Here is a 19,485-nt window from a genome sequence, read left to right on the forward strand (position 1 = left end):
CATAAAAAGAGGCTTAGCAATCTAATTGCTTAGGCGCTTTTTAGTTATGTAGCAAACATTAGGTTGAGAATGTTATGAAATTTGTTCATAAGGTTGCAATTGCATCTTCGCTGTTACTTATTATCACCATTGCCTTTCTTGGCACCATTCAATTTTTCACTGTTAAATCAAAACTTCAAACAACCATCGAAGAAAGTATTCAAGACATTGTTCACGGTGTTAAAAATACAGTTTCGTCGGAGTTAGGTGGGAAAAAAGCAATTGCCAGTTATGCTACATCGCTTGCGCAATTAGACCCTTCTCATCAGCACATTACCGATGTCATTCGTATTCCAGAAATTAAACAAGAGTTTTTACTGATCGGCGGCGGCTACGAATCGGATGGTTCAAACTTTAAAAGTGATCCTAATTGGGAGCCAGGAGCTGGTTGGGATCCAAGAGTAAGACCTTGGTATGTAAAAGCAAAAAATGAGCGACAACTTATTATTACTGAACCTTATGCTGATTCAGCGACAGGTGAAATACTGATTTCTGTTGCCACACCTTTGATTAAAGCGAACGAATTTATTGGCGCGATCTTTTTTGATTTGAGTTTGTCTGGTTTATCGGATTTAGTTAATCGCGTGCAACTGTTCGACGCGGGTTACATTTTTATTGTGTCGGAAAGTGGTGTGGTAATTGCCCACCCTGATGCCAGTAAAAATGGCAAAAATATGAGTGAGTTTTTACCAAACTCTCGCATTCAGGTTAATAACATTGAACACCCAATCGTTGATGGCGAAGAATTTAACTTAAGGTTTGCTAAAATTCCTGAGCAGGATTGGTACATAGGCGTGTTGCTTAACGAAAAAATTGCGTATAAAGCAGTTACCGATATGCGTAATCAATTGATTATTTTCAGTATTATTGCTTTAGTGGTAAGCGTACTCGTGTTGCAATTTATTATCAAAAAATTACTGACGCCACTAAATGCACTTAATAGTGCGATTGAAAATATCGCGACTGGTGAAGGTGACTTAACAAGACGCTTATCTACCGACACCGATCAAGAGTTTGCTGAACTTGCAACCGGGTTTAACCTCTTTAAAGAAAACCTAAGGGAGCAAATTAAGCTCTTAAAATCAACCGGTGACGACGTATTGAGTAGTATGCAGGTATCGCAACAAGGGGTGCAAGACTCAAATGCAGCGGTATCTTCTCAGTTACAAGAAATTGATTTGCTTGCAACGGCAATGAATCAGATGACGGTGACCGCTTCGGAAGTGGCAAACAATGCACTCAGTGCAGCTGAAGCAACCAAAGAGGCCGACAATGCAACGCAGACGGGTGTGCACATTGTTGAACAAACAACCTCGCTTATTGGTACGCTATCGTCACGCATAGAACAGGCCGTTGCAAATGTGGAAGTTTTAGAGAATGCAACGCACAACATTGAAACCATTTTACAGGTGATCAATGAAATAGCTGAGCAGACCAACTTACTAGCGTTAAATGCAGCAATAGAAGCAGCTCGCGCGGGCGAACAAGGCCGAGGTTTTGCTGTTGTGGCTGACGAAGTTCGTACACTGGCGTCTCGTACCCAAGATTCCACAACTGAAATTCGCGCCATGATTGATCAACTACAATCGGGTGTAAAAACGGTGGTTGAAGCAATGAAACTAAGTCAAGGTGCGGCGCTCGAAACTGTCGAACAAGCACAAAGTACGCAACAAGCTCTCGATAGAATTTGTGCAGCAATCAATTTAATTAATGATATGAATACACAAATTGCGTCGGCGGCCGAAGAGCAAAGCTCGGTATCGGAAGAAATTAATGAAAATACCGTTAAGATCCGTGATATTTCAGTCAATGTGTCGAATTATGCGCATCAAACGAGTGAATCAATAGAGTTACAAGCAAATAGTATTCAAGAACAAAAACAAATACTTGACCGATTCAAGGTGTAACCAAGAGCGCTTTTTACTTCAATGGCGAGCAGTTTAGCCAGTTAGTCATTTAGAGGAATATGCCGATGAAACGCCTTACAGTAATGCTTATTTCACTGCCCTTGTTTTGTCATGCTGCATTTGCGAATAACAGCCAAAAAAGTGAAATTGAGTTAATAAAAAAGCAGTTAGTAGAGTTGCAAAAACGCTTGGCTGATTTGGAAGCAAAAGCAAACCAGCAAAGTGAACCCAATACACAAAACGTAGCAACAGCTAAAACAAACACTGCTCAACCCAAAAAGCCAGAGGATGGCACCATTAAGCTCTATGCCACATTACGGCCGACCTATGGCTACATTGAAGAGCAAGATGATGAGTTTATGGATATTCAAGATGCTTTGTCTCATGCGGGTTTTAAATCAACTTATCAATTTCAGCCTGGATGGCAAGCTATAGCGCATGGTGAGTGGAGTATTGATCTTGGCAATAATGGTGACTTTGGTAAAGCTAGACAAGTTTATGTAGCGCTAGACTCGCCCATAGGGCAAATCGGTCTTGGTAAACAAAGGCCTGTTCAATATACCTTAATTGCTGAATATGTTGATATTTTTAATCATCGCAGCAGCCCATTTGCTTATGACGTAGAGAGCCCATTTTTTGTTAATAACCTGGTGACGTATGAAAACCAATTTAACGACTTTAAGTTTATGATTGGTGGACAATTTGATGGTGATAATGGCGATGATTTTGCTGATTTTATTAATACGGGGTTAGGTTATAGCAGTAATGGCCTGCATTTATCTTTAACTTATTCAACACAAAATGACTTTAACGAGCAGCAAATCAAAATAGGTGAAACAGAAGTGTTAGCTGGCATGGCGGCACTCGATATTACTGACAATCTGTACGCAGCTATTGCGTATCAGGATGTTGATTATCAACGATTAACCCCTCGTAGTGGTTCTACACTAGATGTGTCTCTTGGGTATCGTTTTCATCCCTTGTATCGCGCAAAACTCGGCTTTTTTGATTTTGATGATGGGATAAATGCGTATGGTAGCAATAGTCATCAAGGCGCAAATTTGACTCTCGAATGGTTGCCAAGTGACAATTTACGCTTTCATTTAGAATATTTAACCAAAGACTTTGATTTTCTACTAGACTCACAATCTATTTCTATCGGATTTCGCTACGATTATTCTCAGCAGTGGGCTTATTAAACAATATGGATTTTGGTTTCTACAAATATTTGCGCTTTTTAATTGGCTTTGTCTTGCTGCTTTATTTTAGTGCTCAATTAGTTGCCAAAGAAAGCCAAGAAATACGTATTTTAGTTGATGATGATTACCCTCCATACAGTTATGTTGAAAATGGCAAAGTAAAGGGGGTTTACATTGACTTTATTCGCCAAGTAAGTCGAGAATTGGCACCAAACTATCATATCCGTTTTTTACCTTTGCCGTGGAAGCGAGCGTTAATGCTTGTTGAGCAAGGAAAAGAGTTCGCTATTTTACCTCCATATAGGCACACCTCAACCCGACCTTTTATCTCTCATTACTCTGAAAGAATTGGGCTCGAAGAAGTGGTGGTGTTGTGTCATAAAAATGTTCGCCTTGGCGATTATTTCTCAAAGTCTGAAGTATCAAAGCCTTTAAGTTTAGGTATTAATGCAGGTTATATCTTGTTAAATGATGCGTATCAAAAAGCGGTTACACGCGGGGCAATTTTACTCGAAAGTAATAAAAGTACTGAACATAATGTGGAAAAACTGCTTAAGCGACGCATTGACTGCTACATAAACGATAAAACATCTACCTTACTGGTGCTCAAGGAAACCATGGTACAAAATGATATGCCAAATAATGATGATTTTATTGTAATGGAAACCATCTCTTCACAATCTGCACATATTGGTTTTTCAAAAGAATATGTTAAACATTTTGCTGATTTTGACATGTTTTTAACTAGCCTAAATGGTGCAATCAAACAGATATCAAACCAGCAGCAACCCTCTTTGAATAATGACGATTAGGTGTATTTTTTTGCTGAAAATAGATAATTACACTTTCACCAATAAGTGTTCAAGTGGTTTTAAATGGGCGCGTTGATACGCTTCAGCTGCAGAATCGGCCATACTTTGTTTTACGAGCATTTTAGCTACGGATAAGCTTACAGTATGTTCTATGTCCATTGGCACGTCATATACTTTGTCATCACTCTCATAAAGGTCTGGTACAAGCTTGCCTAAATTGATCAATTCGTCATGGCCATATTTTGCGTGTGGATTGCCAACCCATGAAGAACCCGCGTCGATATTTTCAATTGAGACTAAGCGCGGTGTTGTTAGCGGATCGTTCGGGTCTATTTTAAACTTAAATTCCATTTTTGGTATGACGCTGTTATTACTATCTTGCTCGTTATGGAATACGATTATCTCAGAATTGGGATCTGATAACGGGATGTATCGGTGAACAATCTCATCAAAATCGGGACGCAATTGATTGGTTAGTTTTGCGGTATTTGCCGATATTAAGTGTTTAGATAAATCATCTTGTAATGGTATTGCTTCATTAGCCTCGAACCAATTACCCAACCTTTCAAGAGCATTGTGTGACAAGCTTAAGTGATCACCAATCACTTTCGGCGTGAACGAACCTTTAGATGTATCACATTTAATAAGTGTTTTTGTTATTTCGTTTGAGGCATCACTTGTTTTATGAGAGTAAGCAATTAAATAGTTTTCTCCTGCTAAATTAAATGGGCTTGATAACGAGATACGATCCAGTGGTTCACCATCCAATGTACTGTGTGATGAGCTAAACAAAGAGCTTGTCTCTGATATGCGATATTTAGGCTCAAGTGATAAAGAGAGCATATCTTGACTGCGAAGAGAAACGAGCTTGTTTGCTATGTTTGCATCATCAATACCACGCCAAGTACTGCTCTCTAGCTGTGATTTAGCGGTTATTTGCGATTCAAATCGATCAAAAGAAAGGTTGTTCTCTTTTAAAGTTAATTGCATGTTTTTTGCAAACTGCTCTACGTTTTCAGTACACCATCCACCTGAGAATTTTTCTAAGTGTTGTTGTAAATTTTGTTTCAGGTGAACATGCGCTTGGTTATGTTTGAAATTAAAGAACGGCTTCAGCGTTTTATTATTTGCTACTGAGAGTTCAAAAAGTACATTGTCTAGTTTTTGTTCTGAACAAGCAAACTGATGTGCATCTAATATCATCATGGTTTGCAATTGATCACTGATGGATTGTGAGCCAACTAAACCATGAGTTTTTAAAGTCGCAAATGCTTGTTGAAGCACACTTAATTGCTCTTGCGTATTTAATGCTTGTAGTGACCCTTTTATTTCATCAGGCAAAGAATCATTGATGATATGCTGATGAAAATGGTCAACTAAGTTTGTTAGTTTTTGATATTCGTTTTGCTTTAAGACTGTCCCTTGCACATAATTTTGAGCGTCAGTTTCAGTTAGCTGAGAGGGCGTGATGTTTTGCTCAAAATGATTACTTATCACGATATTTTTGGCAAACTGGACTGCTTTTTCAGCAAGTGTATTGATTGCTTCTCGTGCTTCAATAGAGTCGACACTTGCTGTAAGTAACGATGTGTCAACATCGCTATTTTGTTCAATCATATGTAGCGCAAATGCGAAAATTTGACTTTTGATTGCATCAGATTGTTGTTCATAACTACGAATTTCTTTATCTGTTTCTATCAGACGTTCGATACTGATATTGCATAGCTCATTGCCTGTAGGGTTTGCTATTTTGGGGGTTAAAAAGCACTGTTTAACAATAGGTTGCTTTGAATTTAATAACTCTGAATCATTTGTTTGGTTTGTATGATCGATATTGTTAAATTCGTTATCGCTGCTTAGTAAGTTTTGCAAAAATGTTTGCCAATGGGCGTCATCGCTTTCAAGTGAGCTGGTGCTTGAAATGCTGTATTCAATATCAGAATCATCAAAGAATTCATCAAAATCGGTTTGGAAAAAATCGTTATCATCGATATTTGATAATAAATCTAACTCATCGAAAGTCATACTTTGCTGATCAAATTCAAGGTCGTCAATGTGCGTAAAAAACGCTGACATTTGCAAATTAAATTCAGTGGCTATGGCTTGTGTAGCTTTGCCAAGCTTGTCAATTTCAAGTGACTGTTTAGCCGTAAACTTATGAAGATTTTCAAGCGTAATTGGATCGCTTATATGCTGCTCTAACGAATCGTGATACTCGCACTCTAAAAGGATTGAGAGTTCGCTATTCGATAACGATATATCTAACAGATCGTTGTTTGATTGTGACTGCTCAGTTGTATGTGTTGTGTGTGGGTTATTTAGGTTAGTTGTATTGACTGAGTCGGTCGTAAATGGCATGAATTAAAATGTCCTTATTTATACGCGAATCGTAGCTTCAAGAGGGGAGCGCATTACGTTGGAAGTGCTGGAGTCAGGCAGCTTTTTTATCATGCCTTGCCATACAATGTTTTTGTTGAGTAAGTGAATTGCGATTTTGCGTAAGCTGTTGGCATCTAAATCACTTAAGCTCACATGTATCATCAACAAAAGTGCTCCCTGCGGCTGTGTCATCGACACAAATACGCCGCCAGTTTTTTCACTTTGGCTATTAAAGCAAAGTAAAGATTCGAGCATCTTCTTGGGCAGCTCCCTAAGCTGTTTGGTAATTGGTGTGTAGAGTATTAGCTCAGGCTTTTTGCTAGCGTATTTGATAAATAAGGCTTGGCGTTGAACAGACATTTCCCAGCGTGCATCTTGATACTCTTTTAACAAAGTTGCGTTTAATAAACTTCCCGTTGTCTCAATTAATACGCGCGCTGTAGTTTTATCCACGACGTGATCTCATAAGTGCTACCAGATAGGGTAGAGTAACCCTAAGCTTGAATAATGGCTGCCTTAAATGGGCGCTTTTTTTTAGCTTTTAGAATATAGTCACTAGGTAGTTGTATGCCTTTAAACGAATGCATGCATCGTTTTAAGGCACCCAAGTTCACGCTGATACAACACTATAAACAGAGTAAGTAGTGTATCAAGCTGTATTCACATGGTTTCACTTTTTAAGAATTATTCAGCACGTTGTTTGGCTGAGCTTAAAGCTTGATTGATGACTCTTTCAAGTAATGGCTTATCACTGCCTGGGCCAATGGTTAATAGTTTGGCGCCAGTATCAGGTTTTCCTCGGTAAGGTCTAACATAAATCTCACCATCTGGGCAGCGCTCAAAATACATATAGCTTGGCTGGTTTGCGATAGTGGTGCACCCTTTTATTCTTAAAATAGATGGCGGCAATGCCTCGCAAATATCTTTAATGCATTGATAATCCGGTAGGGGTGGCAGGTCGATTGAGCTCGATGCCCAGTGTGCTTTATGATGGTCGAGTTTTGTTGCTATGTTGTTAGAGGGGGCAACCTCAGGTAACTGAGTTAAGTCTAATTCGGCGACACTAATAATGTGTGCACTTGGATTGAGTTGTTGAAGCGCAACTTTAACGTTATTTAGGCGGCTTTCATCCACTTTATCTTCATGGGTAAGCACTAATATAGACGATACTTGGATTTGATTTGCTTCAAGCTCATTGTAGATATCACGCTGCTGCCAGTTATTAACATCGACAACCGAAATTTGAATGGGTGGTAAAAAGCGTTCGTTAATGCCAACGCCCAGAAAGCCCATTAATGAACATGCATCCGTGGTGCCATTTGCTTCAATAAAGGTAATGCCATTTTTACGCTCAGGAATGCGATTTACCGAATCTCGAAGCTCTGAAATACCACTACAACAAATACAGCTTCCGCTTAGTGCTTTTAACCATTTAGCGTCTAGCTTTTCGCTGAGTTGGGCAATGTCTAAGTCAGCGCTTTCGTAGTCATTAAGCACAACAAAAGGTTGCCAATCTCGGGCGGTTGCATCATCAACTAGTTTTTTTAACAAGGTTGTTTTGCCTGCGCCAAGAAAGCCAACAATGACGACGATTGCTTCCATTTAATTTCTCCAAATAATTGTGCTTATTAGTTACTTCTGAATCTATGAATGTAATGATTTGACAAATGCTTGGTAAAAACGCACACGCTTATTGTTAACTTGTAATAAGCATAGTGCGTTTGCATCGTTAAAAACTGCTAAAGAGTATTAGTCAATAAAATCGAGAGTGATCACCAATCGTCGTTGATCTTTTGCTTGGTAGGGTGAGCGATGAACAAGACCCGCGTGCTCATTATTAATCCAGCCAGAGCCTTTTAAAAGTGCAACATCACCGGCAGCTAATTGTTGTATCTGAGCTTCATTTTGATAAACACCTGATTCTTCATCGCTTAAACCAACACTTGCGGCACCCAATTTACTGTGGTCAACATCTTGATGTTGTAGCCACTCTGTTGCAGTTCCACTAAAAGTTGATACCAAGCGGCACGGTATTTTATCGACATGAAACTTTGGACACATCGCTTTGTCTAGAATTGTTAAGCGTAAGCCTGCCCGTTTTAGTTCAAACAAAGTACAAAACATATCAAGTAACGTGTGAATGTGCTGACAAAGTGCGGTGTGACTTGCTAATTCGCTGTGCTCTGAAAGTTGTTTGATTATGTCGTTTGGTGTTGCAGCAATAACAAGGTTGAGCTGTTCACTATTCGCTAAAATAGTGTTTGCGTCGTCGATTGCTTGTTGATTTAAACTTTCCTGCCATACCGCGATATTGACATCTTCACGGTAAATATCTGCCAGTACATTTGGCATATCTGATATCGCTGCACGGCGAATATCCAGATCGTAACTTTCTTGAATAGCTTGAACGCTCATTTTATTGCCCCAAAAAAGTGAATAAGCCCAAATGAGCTTATTCACATAAAATACATGCGCTTGATTGTAATGTTATACTGTAACATTTTGCAAGGGCAAATATTGAATCGTGATGTTAACGGTTAAATACCAACGGCATTGCAGAAACTGTGTCGTCAATAATATCGCCATGGCTGTATACGCATTGACCATTCACAAAGGTGTAGCGAATGCTATGGGAAAACTGATGACCAGCAAATGGTGACCATGCACAGTGATATTGGGTATTATCGTGTGTTACCGCTTCATTCGCGCTATTGCTCACCACGGTTAGGTCGGCAAAGTAGCCTTCTCGAATAAAACCACGTTCATTAATTTTGAAGCGTTTTGCGGGATTATGTGCTGTTTTTTCAACAACTTGTTCAATAGTTAATGCACCGCGTTTTACTTGGTCAAATAAACTCTGCAGAGCATGTTGAACCAGTGGTAATCCTGCGGGTGCTTCACTATAGGGTACTTGTTTTTCTTGCCATGTATGCGGTGCATGATCAGTGGCAATAATGTCTATTCGGCCATCGTTTAATGCGTTTAATAAAGCGAGGCGATCATGCTCTGATTTAATCGCAGGGTTACACTTAATTAAATTACCAAGGCGGGTGTAATCATCTTGGTTAAACCATAAGTGATGGACACAGGCTTCTGCGGTAATGTGTTTATTATCGATAGGGCCAGCTTCAAATAATGCTAGCTCTTTAGCTGTTGTGATATGCAAAACATGTAAGTCACTACCATACTTTTTAGCCAAATTTACCGCGTAAGAAGACGAAGCATAACACGCTTCAACATCGCGAATAATCGGATGGTCGTGAATCGTTAGCGGTCTATCTGCCAACCCTTTTAAATTGTTGGCTATAATATCGCCTTTCTCACAATGTGTGGCGATAAGTGTTGGGCATTCCTTAAAAATTGCTTCAAGTGCAGCTGGGTGCTCCACTAATAAATCACCTGTTGATGCACCCATAAATACTTTTACACCGCACACAGTTTTTGGGTCACACGCCTTAATTTGATCAAGGTTGTCAGGCGTCGCGCCTAAGTAAAATGCGTAGTTTGCCAGTGAATTGACCGCGGCAATATCGCGCTTATGCCTTAAAGCCGCATGGTTTGTGGTTGCAGGATTTACATTGGGCATTTCCATATAGCTTGTAATGCCACCGGCTACCGCCGCGCGCGATTCGCTGGCAATGTTTGCTTTCCATTCAAGGCCTGGTTCGCGAAAATGGACTTGATCATCAATCATGCCCGGAAGTAACCAATCCCCATTTAAATCGATAACCTGTTCATTTGGTTGTGCGTTGAGGTGTTTGTCGATGCGTTCTATACGGCCTTGATTAATCCGCAAGTCTGCTTCAAATATGCTGTTTTCATTAACAATTTTGGCATTTTTTAAAAGGGTTTGATTCATTTTATATTCCGCATAAGGTGAACGTTAATGGTTCAAGACGAACACGCTTGGCAAACGCCTTGAAACTCGTATTGAGGTGATTTAAGTTGAAATCCATGTTTTGCAATATGCTCACTCAACTCAGTTGTAATGGTGTGTGGAATATGGATTTCGGTGACTTTTTGGCAGACGTTACAAATTAAAAATTGACTGTGAGGGTGATGTGATTGGCATTCTAAATGTGCACAGGCTATGTATTTGTTTACCAAATCTAATTTATGAACAAGGTTAACCGAAACAAGTAAGTCAAGTGTGCGGTAAATTGAGACCACGGGAACAGAAAGCGAAAAATCATGCTCACAAAAATGTGCTAATTCGTAGGGAGAAAGCGCACGATTAGCCAATACCAAGGTATGAAAAATTTCCATTCGTTTTTGCGTTGCTTTTACTCCCGCTAACTTGAACCGTTGCTTTAGCTCCGCTTCCTTCTCAATTGATAACATTTGCGCCCCTGTTATGATTTTGTGAAATGTTATATTATAACAAATAAAGCCAAAGGCAAGATTCTCTGTGATTTAATGACAATAACGTCTGAGTAGAGTAGGTTAAAAAATATAATAAAAGGGGCATTAAATGGTTTCACGTAGGCAATTTACTAAAAACACAGTCAGATTAGCTTTTATGGGTTTAAGCAGCAGCTTACTCGGTTGTGCTATTAATCCTTCAGCTAACCCTACTCGAGTCAAAACCCCGAGTGTTAGAGGGTACGGCAATTTAGTAACTGATAAGAATGCATTAATTGACCTGCCAAAAGGATTTAGCTACCGCGTTATATCTTCTCTAAATAATAAAATGAGTGATGGCTTAACGGTGCCAGATCGCGCTGATGGCATGGGCTGTTTTGCACTTGATAATGAGCGCGTTGCGTTGGTTCGTAATCATGAATTAAGTCCGCAGCAGTTGGCTGAGGCGTCGACTGAAATACAACATCACGTTAGTGAATTTGCCTATGATACGCACAACCATAAAGTGGCATTACCTGGTGGTACGACTCACATTATTTATAATTTACGCACGAAAAAAGTGGAACGTGAATTTTATAGTTTAGTGGGCACAATTCGTAATTGTGCTGGTGGTATAACCCCTTGGGGCAGTTGGCTAACTTGTGAAGAATCTGTCGCAACCCCTGACGGAGAAATTAGTCAATCACATGGCTATGTATTTGAGGTGCCAGCAAACGCAACAGGGTTGGTAGAGGCAAAACCACTCCGCGCTATGGGGCGGTTTAATCATGAAGCAGCTGCGGTCGACCCCCGTACGGGCATTGTCTATCTCACAGAGGATAGAGGCGATAGCTTGTTTTATCGTTTTATACCAAACGTAAAAACAAAACTGCATTTGGGAGGACAATTGCAAGCGCTTGTTTTTAAGTACGCTAAGCAGTTTGACACACGAAATTGGCAGGCATCGGATTTACCTCTTGGACAGTGGTTTGAAGTGGAATGGATAGATATTGAAAACCCTGAAAGCCCAGAAGACGACCTACGTCAACGTGGTTTTGAAGCGGGTGCGGCGGTTTTTGCCCGTGGCGAAGGCATTCATTTTGGTGAAAACGAACTTTATTTTTGCTGTACTAACGGTGGATTAAAGCAGCTTGGTCAAATTATGCGATATCAACCTTCAGCCTTTGAAGGCACAAAAGATGAGGTAAAACACCCCGCGTTATTGCAGCTGTTTTTAGAAAGTAGCGATAAGTCATTGTATAACTTTGGTGATAACTTAACGGTAACGCCAAAAGGACATTTATTGGTATGTGAAGACCAATACAGTTTGATCCCGAATAACTATTTGCGTGGTGTAACTCCGAGCGGTGAGGTGTATCCATTTGCAAAAATAAATATTAATACCGAACCGGCTGGAGCGTGTTTTTCGCCTGATGGAAGCGTACTCTTTGTTAACTTATATTCGCCAACGCGTACCTTAGCAATTACCGGTCCATGGCATGAGTTTGAAAATGTAATTGTGTAAGCGATGCACTTTTGCCATGATGATTGACCTCTCAAGCTAGTTTTTGCTTTTTTATAAATTTTAATAGGTTAGGACAATTAATATGGTTGGTAAATGTGCGCTATTCTCGTTTTTTCTTGCGAGTTTAAGCCTGAGTGCAGCTGACTCACAGTTAACTATTACACCATTAAGTGAAGGTGTTTATGAGCACATTTCTTACCAACAAGTCGGTAAGTGGGGCAATGTTGCAGCACGAGGTTTGGTTGTTGTTGATGATAAAGATGCATACATAATTGATACGCCATGGTCGAATGATGACACGCTCAAACTTGTTGAATGGGCAAAAGATCAAGGTTTTATGCTTAAAGCCGCAGTTGTCACGCATTTTCATCAAGATGCAAGTGGTGGTCTTGATGTGTTAAACAAGCGCAATATTCCGACATATGCTTATCAAGAAACAAACCGTTTACTAAAACAACATAAAGGCTTATCTGCCAAACACACTATTGAAGAAACCCCGTTTTCCTTGTTGCAAGATAAAATAGACGTATTTTATCCGGGTGGTGGCCATACTGCTGATAACGTTGTGGTGTGGTTAGAACAACATCAAATGCTATTTGCGGGTTGCTTTGTAAAGGGGCTTAACAGCAAGCATTTAGGAAACTTGGAAGATGCAGTTGTTGCACAGTGGCCGACATCGATTGAAAATACTCTAAATACGTACCCAACTATCAAACAAGTGTTTCCGGGACACGGTCGCTCTGGCGATCAGTCATTACTACTTCATACCGCCAAGCTTGCTGAAAATTACCTCGCAGAGCAAAAAAGTAATCCTAGTTCAGGGTCAATATTAAAAGCGCACTAAGATGCGCTTTTAATATTTGCCAGCAAGTCATTTATTAATCCTTCACGATCATTTTTCATTCGCTCTAAAACCTGCGCTGGTAGGTTCAAACCTTTTCCATGCTTACTACTCCAAACAATCATTTCGAGCAATATTGGTAAGGTATCCTTACCCGCTTGAGTAAGTGTATAGAGCTTTTTTCGCTTATCATTTTGCGCTGTTTGCTTGCTAATTAAACCAACACTTTCAAGTTTTTCTAATCTACTCGACAAGATATTCGTTGCCATTTTCTCTTCAGAGTGTTGTAGCTCAGAGTAAGAGTGTTTATTGAAAAAAATCAAATCCCTAAGGATTAATAAGCTCCATTTATCACCAAGGTGATCCAATACATTAGAAATAGGGCAAAGTGATCGTTTAGCCATAAATATGCTCAATTTTAAAAAGTAGAGAAAGTGTAATTTACTTGCAAAACGCAAGCAAATAATTTAACTTGCAAAATGAAAGTTAAATTATTTTGAATCTTGAGAGAGTATATGAACAAGCCAAGTATTAATATTGCAGCCTTATTGAAGCCCCATTGGTCGGCACAAGACAAAGAAAAAGCAGAAGCAGTTATCGCTTTTATTCAACTGATAATGAACGATCACAACTTTGACGAAGTTACTAAGCAGTATGGCCAAAATAGTTATAAACAACATAACCGTACTATGGCTGACAATATTGAAGGCGTAGTGAAAACCGTGAGCAATCTTGTAAAAACATCGCCTGAATTTAGTTACGATGTTAAACATGTATTTGTTGATGGTGATTACGTTATTGTTCACTCACATGCGACACTTAAGCGCAAACATCGTGGTGATGATTCGCAAGGTTTCAATATTATCGATACATGGCGTTTAGAAAATGGCCAATTAGTAGAGCATTGGGATGCCGTGCAAGGTTTAAGTTTTTCGATGCGTTTATACAGTTTGATGGTGGGTGGTAAAGTGCGAAATAGTAATGGTGTGTTTTAAAGTTAAAGGGAGTGAACACTCCCTTTTTGTTTATTCAGTTTAGCAGTATAAGTTAAGTCTTCATGAGTTGATTTTTAATGAGCTAAAAAACGTTCATTGTAAACTTACATCTGAAAGAGCTGCTCTGAATATAATGGGAGTGATATACACATTAGGAAAATTCTATTAGATTATTTACCAGTGATTATCAGCGTTAATTCCCTGCGCTTACTAACCGTAGACAGCAATGAAAAAAGCGTTGAGTAAGATAGTTCCTGATTAATATTTATGATTAAATAGATTTGTAAGATACTATAAATTAAAGGATTAATGTGGCTTATTCTCTTCAACGCCTTGCCTCAAAAAAACTTATCTTTCTTAGTTTAATTGTTTTAACTGGTTACTGTTTACTGCGAGTTGCCGCTTTTTTTGTTCATCAGCCGGTTCCTCTATCAGGTGACTATTTCTCATTTGAAGGTAAACAAGTTAGGTATGTCTGCACAGGAAGCGGAAAACCGTATGTATTTTTTGAATCTGGTTATGGTGATGACTCCCAAGAGGTCTGGTTACCAATTTCTGAGCAATTACCAGAGACATTTACGTCATGCTATTACGACCGATTAGGTCATGGTGGCAGTGACGATATTCCAACAAATTTTACGACAGAGCAGAAGGCTGAAGTTCAAGCATCGCTAATACAACATATTGCGGGTGACAATCCGGTGATTTTAGTTGCTCGGTCATACGGCGGCATTATCTCAAGACGCACCGCTGCTAAAGCCAACATTAATTTAGCTGCGCTAATATTGTTAGACTCAGCTCATGAGAATCAACATGAAATATTACGCGGGACTTTCTCTCCTATCTCTTCCTATGTGCAACTTTGGCATTATGCAGATCCAATCCTGGGGATATCCGATATCAAGAACCTGTTTAAGAAATATGACTCTTCATTGACCCAAAGGCTAGACCAATACTATTCCAGCCTTCGATATGCCAATGTGATGGCTGCTTACCGAAACGAAGGTGGCTTCTTCACGCCCTTAGAGAACTATAATTATGACTTCGGCGACTTAAAAATGGTGGTAATGAGTCATGACCGAGAAGCTTATAAAGCGGCTCCTCGTTTTTACAACGTCGGTGATAAGTGGGCAGACATGCAAAAAAGTATCGCGCAACTTTCTCGCAATTCAGAGCATATAGTTGTGAAAGGTGCCACACATAACATTCCGGGCGATGCACCTGAAGCGGTGGTAGCCAAAATCCTTGAGACAGTTAGGTTTGTTTCGAACTAACCCCTTGAGATAATAAAAGCGCAATGCCCAAATTACTTTGCGGAAGTAACCCTCTGAATTTAATTATGTATCTGGCAGAAATGAGCGAAAAGTAGTCATTAGAAAATTATTTTTCAGCACTGATTTTATGACCAGTTGCTATGTGTTTCTCTTATATTCAGGAAAACGACCCATTTGGTCGTTTTTATCCTTTTTATTATTTCTATAATGATTAAAAGTTTAACTGTAGCAACAAGTTAGTTAGTGTGGTAGAACTGGTACAATGATAAAAATGACCCGAGGCTCAGTAGAAAAAATACCCATTGGGTCGATATTAAATTGTTAGGTTTTCACCATGTATTCTCTTGCATTAGCATTACTCCTAAGTCTTGGCTCTACTGAGTATGGCGTCAAAGGTTGCGGAGACCAAAGTATAGAGGTACTTAATGAGTTTCAAACCTCAGTTGAATATTTAGATAGCACACCTGTAATATTTGAAAAAGGTACATTGAAATTGAGAGGTTTCCTATTAGGAGCCTGTTCAAGAATTAATGCAAAAGTACAAGTTGAGTTTGACGTTTCTTCAAATGGAGAAATAGAAAATTATAAAGTAATTGAAGCTATTCCAAAAAGGGTTGCTGATAGAGAAGTTAAAAGAGCTTTATATCACGCTGAATTACTCAAAAGTTCTTTTGGTAGCAAGAAAAATAAGATAATTGTTCATTACTTTCAATTTAAAAACAAAACCTAACAAACGCATTAAAAATGACGCCAAACGCTTGGCTGGCGCTCATTCTTCGCTAATTATAGCCAACATTAATACGCCGCTTATCATGGCGTTATGTTTACTTTGAGATTTGCTTATGGACAAAGAACAGAAGAAAAAACTCAAAGCTCAGTTCAAGCAAAATGAACATGAAAAATTAGTAGCTTCATTACCGTTATCAATTGAAGTATTAAAAGATCTCTTATCGTTTCTAAATAGAGAAGATGCTCCAAATTGTGATCACACACTAAGAGAAACAACGGATTTTTTAATTAGTCGTAATTTAAACCCTGAAAAAATAATTCCTTGGTTAAATGAACATGGCGGTTTTTGTGATTGCGAGGTTATTTTTAATGTCTATGATGATGTCGGTGATATTGTTGGTTGGCATCTAGAAGAGTAAACATAACAAGGCCATGAAGAACGGAACCGTAACAGTTGGCTAGGTTTCGCTCCGCTACACATTTTAGCCAACAATTACTTGTCCGCTTATAGCGGCGTTATGTTTTGCGGAGAACTTAGGTGAATCCTGAAAAGTTTATATCTGGTGTTAGAGGTGACTGTATAAATGAACTGGTATCAGATTATGGGAAAGAATTCTCGAAAATTGATATTGAAAAGTGTTCCGATAAATCAATTAAGCCTTTGCTGGAATACTGGCAACAAGCTGATGATGAAACTAGAAAAGTGTTATCGGAATTTATTAGGTTAGGTGCTCAAAATGGAGTTTCATCACTACTCTCAATTATAAGCTCAGGTGGACACTTTAATGGTGAATTTAAAGAGTTCGAATTAAGTTCTATAAGTGGAAATTCAAAAACTGAATTTAGTGAGGATTTACTTGATATCTTCTGGGAACAAGAAGAAATCTCAGGTAATGTGAATGTCAAAACATAACAAACGCATCAACGCATGGACTAATAAAGCTTGGCTTGGTTCGTGCCTCACCAATTTTAGCCAAGCATTATTAGCCCGCTATGCGAGGCGTTATGTGTCATCGAGGGATTGATTTGATTGAAGTAAAAAACTCCTATAAAACCATTGACATTGATGATATTGATCAAGCGCAAAAAGCTCTTTCTATTAAACTCCCAGAGCAATATGCTGAATTCCTCTTAAAGCACAATGGTGGAACAATATTTCCAGATGGTGTTATGGTTGATGGCAAACATTTTGATTTCGTAGCTTATCTTTACTCTATAAAAAATAAATTAGCGGTTGATGACTTAGTAACAAAATGCAATGAGTTAAAGGGCATGGTTTTAGATCATTATCTCCCATTTGGAGAAAGCCCGGGAGGTGATGTTTTCTGTTTTAGTCTACTCAAACATGAGCTTGGTGCTGTTTACTACTGGGATCATGAAGAGGCAAATTATGAGGGAGAGCCTTGGGAATACAACATGACCAAAGTAGCTGATAGCTTCAGTATGTTTATTGAACAATTATACGATTGTGATGAATAACACATAACAAACGCATCAACGCATGGACTAATAAAGTTTGGCTTAGTTCGTGCCTCACTAATTATAGCCAAACTTTATTAGCCCGTTATGCGGAGCGTTAGCAGTACTATGAATATCGAAACACTTTGCGAGAATATCTACGAAGATTTAGAAGGATATATAAGTAGCATCGAAAGCACTTATATGGGAGTCAGCTTCACATATGAAACTGATCATTGGGACGAGCATGATAAAAGAGTTCGATTCAAAATAGAATGTGAAGGTGTTGCTGAATCTACGTTAAACCTCGATGCGGGAGGCACATTTAAGCTTTTAAATGAACACCCAATATTAGATGAATACACAGGTGATTCAGGTTCGCTATTCTTTTCAAGCAAGCCTGAAAATCCAAATGAAATTATTGGATTGTTGTATTCTGCGCACCTGTCATACTTCGGTGAATGGCGCGAGCTATCAAAGTACTTAAATACCAACATTTCATTTGGTGAGTTACTTAGCAGTGGTAATGGTTCATTAGCTACTGCTCCAATTAAAGTTCTAGAGATATATAAAAAAGCAGTATCGGATTACTTAAAAGTTAATATTATTAAGTCTCATGCAAATGACGGTGGATTTCAGCTCTTATTAGTTGAAGATACTTATATTGTATGTAAAAAAATAAGTGTAAAGTACTGCTAACAAGTCAATAATGGCGTGGACGCAAAACGCATGGCTTGCGCTCCTTCGTCGCTAATTATAGCCATGCATTTGTGCGCCCCATATTGAGGCGTTAGGCATACATGACTAAATATTCGAGTTTATTGTTAGTATTTTTATTTCTTCCTAAATTGGTTGGTGCTTGTATGTTCCCAAACCAGGGTAACGAATACGATGCGTTAATTAAACTTGAAAAATTGGAAACTAAAAACAGATACCGACTATCTGTCCCTCGAATTATTGAAAGCTCTAGTGGTTGGCCAACAGTTACTTTAATCTACTCCTCTCATGAATTGGATAAAGGTTGTAAAGAAGGAACTCTTATTGATGGTACTCAAACAATATGCCTTCCCCAAGAACAAATACGCGAAGAAATTAATCTAAATAATACTTGGGAGAAAGCAATTGACTGGGTGTCAAATAAAAATTCATATGAAGGAGAGATACAGATTATGGAAAGAGAAAACTTTTCCGTAGAAGTATCAGTAATGTGGGAAACAGAAGTTTGTTTAACATTTGGTCGTAAAGTAATTATCAAGTAGTATGCCTAACAAGCGCATAAAGCAACGGGACACGCAACGTTTGGCTCTGTTTCGCTTCGCTACACATTATAGCCAAACATTACTTAGCCCCTTATGCGGGCGTTACGAATGACAGCTTATGGCACTTATAAGCCTTTGACGGCGATTGTGAAAAGAGCTGATCATTCACCTCACTGTAAAATGATCAGCTTGCAGGAATATAAAAATTAGTTATAGGCACCACTTGCGTAGTGTAATTCGTAACTGTGGCTGTAAATTTCTAAAATATTGCCAAATGGGTCTTCCATGTAAATCATACGGTATGGCTTTTCACCTGGGTAATAGTAGCGTGGTTTTGCCATACGCTTTTTACCGCCAGCAGCAACGATTTTCTCAGCTAATCCTTCTACATCTGGGTCTTGCACACAAAAGTGGAAAATACCTGTTTTCCAATATTCAAAGTTATCTTCAGGGTTTTCTTGGTTTTTAAATTCAAACAATTCAACACCAATACGGTCGCCTGTCGATAAGTGTGCAATGCGAAATCGTTCCCAGCCAGCACCAAATACGTCGGTGCACATTTCGCCGATAGGCGAGGTGTCTTCAACGATTTCAGTGGGCTTCATAATTAGATACCAGCCTAACACTTCTGTGTAGAATTTTACTGCAGCTTCCAGATCTGGCACAGAGATACCAATGTGCGAAAAACTTCTTGGGTAAGTGTGTGACATTGTGCTTCCTTTTTAAA

The 19,485-nt window shown here is 39.0% G+C and carries 21 protein-coding genes; 13 read left to right on the forward strand and 8 right to left on the reverse strand.

Going from position 1 to position 19,485, the window contains the following annotated elements:
* Window positions 1-74 precede the first annotated feature (74 nt).
* The 3 genes from OM33_RS15600 (at window position 75) to OM33_RS15610 (ending at window position 3,957) form a co-directional block, all read left to right on the forward strand.
* Window positions 75-1,946 (forward strand): methyl-accepting chemotaxis protein, encoded by a 1,872-nt coding sequence (locus OM33_RS15600; RefSeq protein ID WP_040134894.1) that lies wholly within the window; start codon window positions 75-77, stop codon window positions 1,944-1,946.
* Window positions 1,947-2,011: 65 nt separating this feature from the next.
* Window positions 2,012-3,145: a porin gene (locus tag OM33_RS15605; RefSeq protein WP_040134896.1), complete on the forward strand. Its 1,134-nt coding sequence runs from the start codon at window positions 2,012-2,014 to the stop codon at window positions 3,143-3,145.
* 5 nt (window positions 3,146-3,150) lie between these two features.
* Window positions 3,151-3,957 (forward strand): substrate-binding periplasmic protein, encoded by an 807-nt coding sequence (locus OM33_RS15610; protein ID WP_199922598.1) that lies wholly within the window; start codon window positions 3,151-3,153, stop codon window positions 3,955-3,957.
* Between the two features lie 27 nt (window positions 3,958-3,984).
* Here the strand turns inward: OM33_RS15610 and OM33_RS15615 are convergent, their stop codons facing one another.
* The 6 genes from OM33_RS15615 to OM33_RS15640 form a co-directional block, all read right to left on the reverse strand.
* On the reverse strand, window positions 3,985-6,315 hold the full coding sequence (locus OM33_RS15615; protein ID WP_040134900.1) for a hypothetical protein: 2,331 nt from the start codon (window positions 6,313-6,315) through the stop codon (window positions 3,985-3,987).
* 18 nt (window positions 6,316-6,333) lie between these two features.
* Window positions 6,334-6,789, reverse strand: coding sequence for a type III secretion system chaperone (locus OM33_RS15620; protein ID WP_040134902.1), 456 nt, complete (start codon window positions 6,787-6,789; stop codon window positions 6,334-6,336).
* A 231-nt stretch (window positions 6,790-7,020) separates the two neighbouring features.
* On the reverse strand, window positions 7,021-7,938 hold the full coding sequence (locus OM33_RS15625) for a GTP-binding protein (protein WP_040134904.1): 918 nt from the start codon (window positions 7,936-7,938) through the stop codon (window positions 7,021-7,023).
* Between the two features lie 147 nt (window positions 7,939-8,085).
* Window positions 8,086-8,751, reverse strand: a complete 666-nt coding sequence (locus tag OM33_RS15630; RefSeq protein WP_040134905.1) for a DUF1826 domain-containing protein — start codon at window positions 8,749-8,751, stop codon at window positions 8,086-8,088.
* Between the two features lie 115 nt (window positions 8,752-8,866).
* On the reverse strand, window positions 8,867-10,195 hold the full coding sequence (locus OM33_RS15635; protein ID WP_040134907.1) for a dihydroorotase: 1,329 nt from the start codon (window positions 10,193-10,195) through the stop codon (window positions 8,867-8,869).
* Window positions 10,196-10,227: 32 nt separating this feature from the next.
* Window positions 10,228-10,677: a Fur family transcriptional regulator gene (locus OM33_RS15640; protein WP_040134910.1), complete on the reverse strand. Its 450-nt coding sequence runs from the start codon at window positions 10,675-10,677 to the stop codon at window positions 10,228-10,230.
* Between the two features lie 130 nt (window positions 10,678-10,807).
* Here OM33_RS15640 and OM33_RS15645 point away from each other — a divergent pair, with 130 nt between their 5' ends.
* Complete coding sequence (locus OM33_RS15645) at window positions 10,808-12,202, forward strand: alkaline phosphatase PhoX (protein WP_040134912.1); 1,395 nt, start codon at window positions 10,808-10,810, stop codon at window positions 12,200-12,202.
* An 82-nt stretch (window positions 12,203-12,284) separates the two neighbouring features.
* A complete protein-coding gene (gene bla / locus OM33_RS15650) occupies window positions 12,285-13,046 on the forward strand; it encodes a subclass B1 metallo-beta-lactamase (RefSeq protein ID WP_040134913.1) in 762 nt (253 codons plus the stop codon).
* Here bla and OM33_RS15655 read toward each other — a convergent pair.
* On the reverse strand, window positions 13,043-13,447 hold the full coding sequence (locus OM33_RS15655; RefSeq protein ID WP_081991163.1) for a winged helix-turn-helix transcriptional regulator: 405 nt from the start codon (window positions 13,445-13,447) through the stop codon (window positions 13,043-13,045). The genes bla and OM33_RS15655 overlap by 4 nt on opposite strands.
* A 111-nt stretch (window positions 13,448-13,558) precedes the next feature.
* Between OM33_RS15655 and OM33_RS15660 the strand changes: the two genes are divergently transcribed.
* From OM33_RS15660 to OM33_RS15695, 8 genes are all read left to right on the forward strand, one after another.
* Window positions 13,559-14,038, forward strand: a complete 480-nt coding sequence (locus tag OM33_RS15660) for a nuclear transport factor 2 family protein (RefSeq protein WP_040134915.1) — start codon at window positions 13,559-13,561, stop codon at window positions 14,036-14,038.
* Between the two features lie 311 nt (window positions 14,039-14,349).
* A complete protein-coding gene (locus OM33_RS15665) occupies window positions 14,350-15,312 on the forward strand; it encodes an alpha/beta fold hydrolase (RefSeq protein WP_234402768.1) in 963 nt (320 codons plus the stop codon).
* 334 nt (window positions 15,313-15,646) lie between these two features.
* Window positions 15,647-16,042: a hypothetical protein gene (locus OM33_RS15670; protein ID WP_040134918.1), complete on the forward strand. Its 396-nt coding sequence runs from the start codon at window positions 15,647-15,649 to the stop codon at window positions 16,040-16,042.
* A 112-nt stretch (window positions 16,043-16,154) separates the two neighbouring features.
* On the forward strand, window positions 16,155-16,460 hold the full coding sequence (locus OM33_RS15675) for a DUF2695 domain-containing protein (protein WP_040134920.1): 306 nt from the start codon (window positions 16,155-16,157) through the stop codon (window positions 16,458-16,460).
* A 119-nt stretch (window positions 16,461-16,579) separates the two neighbouring features.
* Entirely contained in the window at window positions 16,580-16,954 is a 375-nt protein-coding gene (locus OM33_RS15680; RefSeq protein WP_040134922.1) for a hypothetical protein, read from the forward strand.
* 113 nt (window positions 16,955-17,067) lie between these two features.
* Window positions 17,068-17,520 (forward strand): SMI1/KNR4 family protein, encoded by a 453-nt coding sequence (locus tag OM33_RS15685; RefSeq protein WP_199922599.1) that lies wholly within the window; start codon window positions 17,068-17,070, stop codon window positions 17,518-17,520.
* A 108-nt stretch (window positions 17,521-17,628) separates the two neighbouring features.
* The gene (locus tag OM33_RS15690) at window positions 17,629-18,198 is read left to right on the forward strand and encodes a hypothetical protein (RefSeq protein WP_040134927.1); all 570 of its coding nucleotides are present in this window, start codon (window positions 17,629-17,631) and stop codon (window positions 18,196-18,198) included.
* 101 nt (window positions 18,199-18,299) lie between these two features.
* Complete coding sequence (locus OM33_RS15695; RefSeq protein ID WP_040134929.1) at window positions 18,300-18,758, forward strand: hypothetical protein; 459 nt, start codon at window positions 18,300-18,302, stop codon at window positions 18,756-18,758.
* A gap of 206 nt (window positions 18,759-18,964) precedes the next feature.
* Here OM33_RS15695 and OM33_RS15700 read toward each other — a convergent pair whose 3' ends face one another.
* On the reverse strand, window positions 18,965-19,468 hold the full coding sequence (locus OM33_RS15700; protein ID WP_040134932.1) for a lactoylglutathione lyase family protein: 504 nt from the start codon (window positions 19,466-19,468) through the stop codon (window positions 18,965-18,967).
* Between the last annotated feature and the right edge of the window lie 17 nt (window positions 19,469-19,485).

Origin of the sequence: Pseudoalteromonas piratica (assembly GCF_000788395.1) — a bacterium.
In the GTDB taxonomy this organism is placed as follows: Bacteria; Pseudomonadota; Gammaproteobacteria; order Enterobacterales; family Alteromonadaceae; genus Pseudoalteromonas; species Pseudoalteromonas piratica.

Coding starts and splice junctions, on each gene's coding strand:
- OM33_RS15600 (WP_040134894.1), top strand. CDS start 75: ATGAAATTTGTTCATAAGGTTGCAATTGCATCTTCGCTGTTACTTATT.
- OM33_RS15605 (WP_040134896.1), top strand. CDS start 2,012: ATGAAACGCCTTACAGTAATGCTTATTTCACTGCCCTTGTTTTGTCAT.
- OM33_RS15610 (WP_199922598.1), top strand. CDS start 3,151: ATGGATTTTGGTTTCTACAAATATTTGCGCTTTTTAATTGGCTTTGTC.
- OM33_RS15615 (WP_040134900.1), bottom strand. CDS start 6,315: ATGCCATTTACGACCGACTCAGTCAATACAACTAACCTAAATAACCCA.
- OM33_RS15625 (WP_040134904.1), bottom strand. CDS start 7,938: ATGGAAGCAATCGTCGTCATTGTTGGCTTTCTTGGCGCAGGCAAAACA.
- OM33_RS15630 (WP_040134905.1), bottom strand. CDS start 8,751: ATGAGCGTTCAAGCTATTCAAGAAAGTTACGATCTGGATATTCGCCGT.
- OM33_RS15635 (WP_040134907.1), bottom strand. CDS start 10,195: ATGAATCAAACCCTTTTAAAAAATGCCAAAATTGTTAATGAAAACAGC.
- OM33_RS15640 (WP_040134910.1), bottom strand. CDS start 10,677: ATGTTATCAATTGAGAAGGAAGCGGAGCTAAAGCAACGGTTCAAGTTA.
- OM33_RS15645 (WP_040134912.1), top strand. CDS start 10,808: ATGGTTTCACGTAGGCAATTTACTAAAAACACAGTCAGATTAGCTTTT.
- bla (WP_040134913.1), top strand. CDS start 12,285: ATGGTTGGTAAATGTGCGCTATTCTCGTTTTTTCTTGCGAGTTTAAGC.
- OM33_RS15655 (WP_081991163.1), bottom strand. CDS start 13,447: ATGGCTAAACGATCACTTTGCCCTATTTCTAATGTATTGGATCACCTT.
- OM33_RS15660 (WP_040134915.1), top strand. CDS start 13,559: ATGAACAAGCCAAGTATTAATATTGCAGCCTTATTGAAGCCCCATTGG.
- OM33_RS15670 (WP_040134918.1), top strand. CDS start 15,647: ATGTATTCTCTTGCATTAGCATTACTCCTAAGTCTTGGCTCTACTGAG.
- OM33_RS15675 (WP_040134920.1), top strand. CDS start 16,155: ATGGACAAAGAACAGAAGAAAAAACTCAAAGCTCAGTTCAAGCAAAAT.
- OM33_RS15690 (WP_040134927.1), top strand. CDS start 17,629: ATGAATATCGAAACACTTTGCGAGAATATCTACGAAGATTTAGAAGGA.
- OM33_RS15695 (WP_040134929.1), top strand. CDS start 18,300: ATGACTAAATATTCGAGTTTATTGTTAGTATTTTTATTTCTTCCTAAA.
- OM33_RS15700 (WP_040134932.1), bottom strand. CDS start 19,468: ATGTCACACACTTACCCAAGAAGTTTTTCGCACATTGGTATCTCTGTG.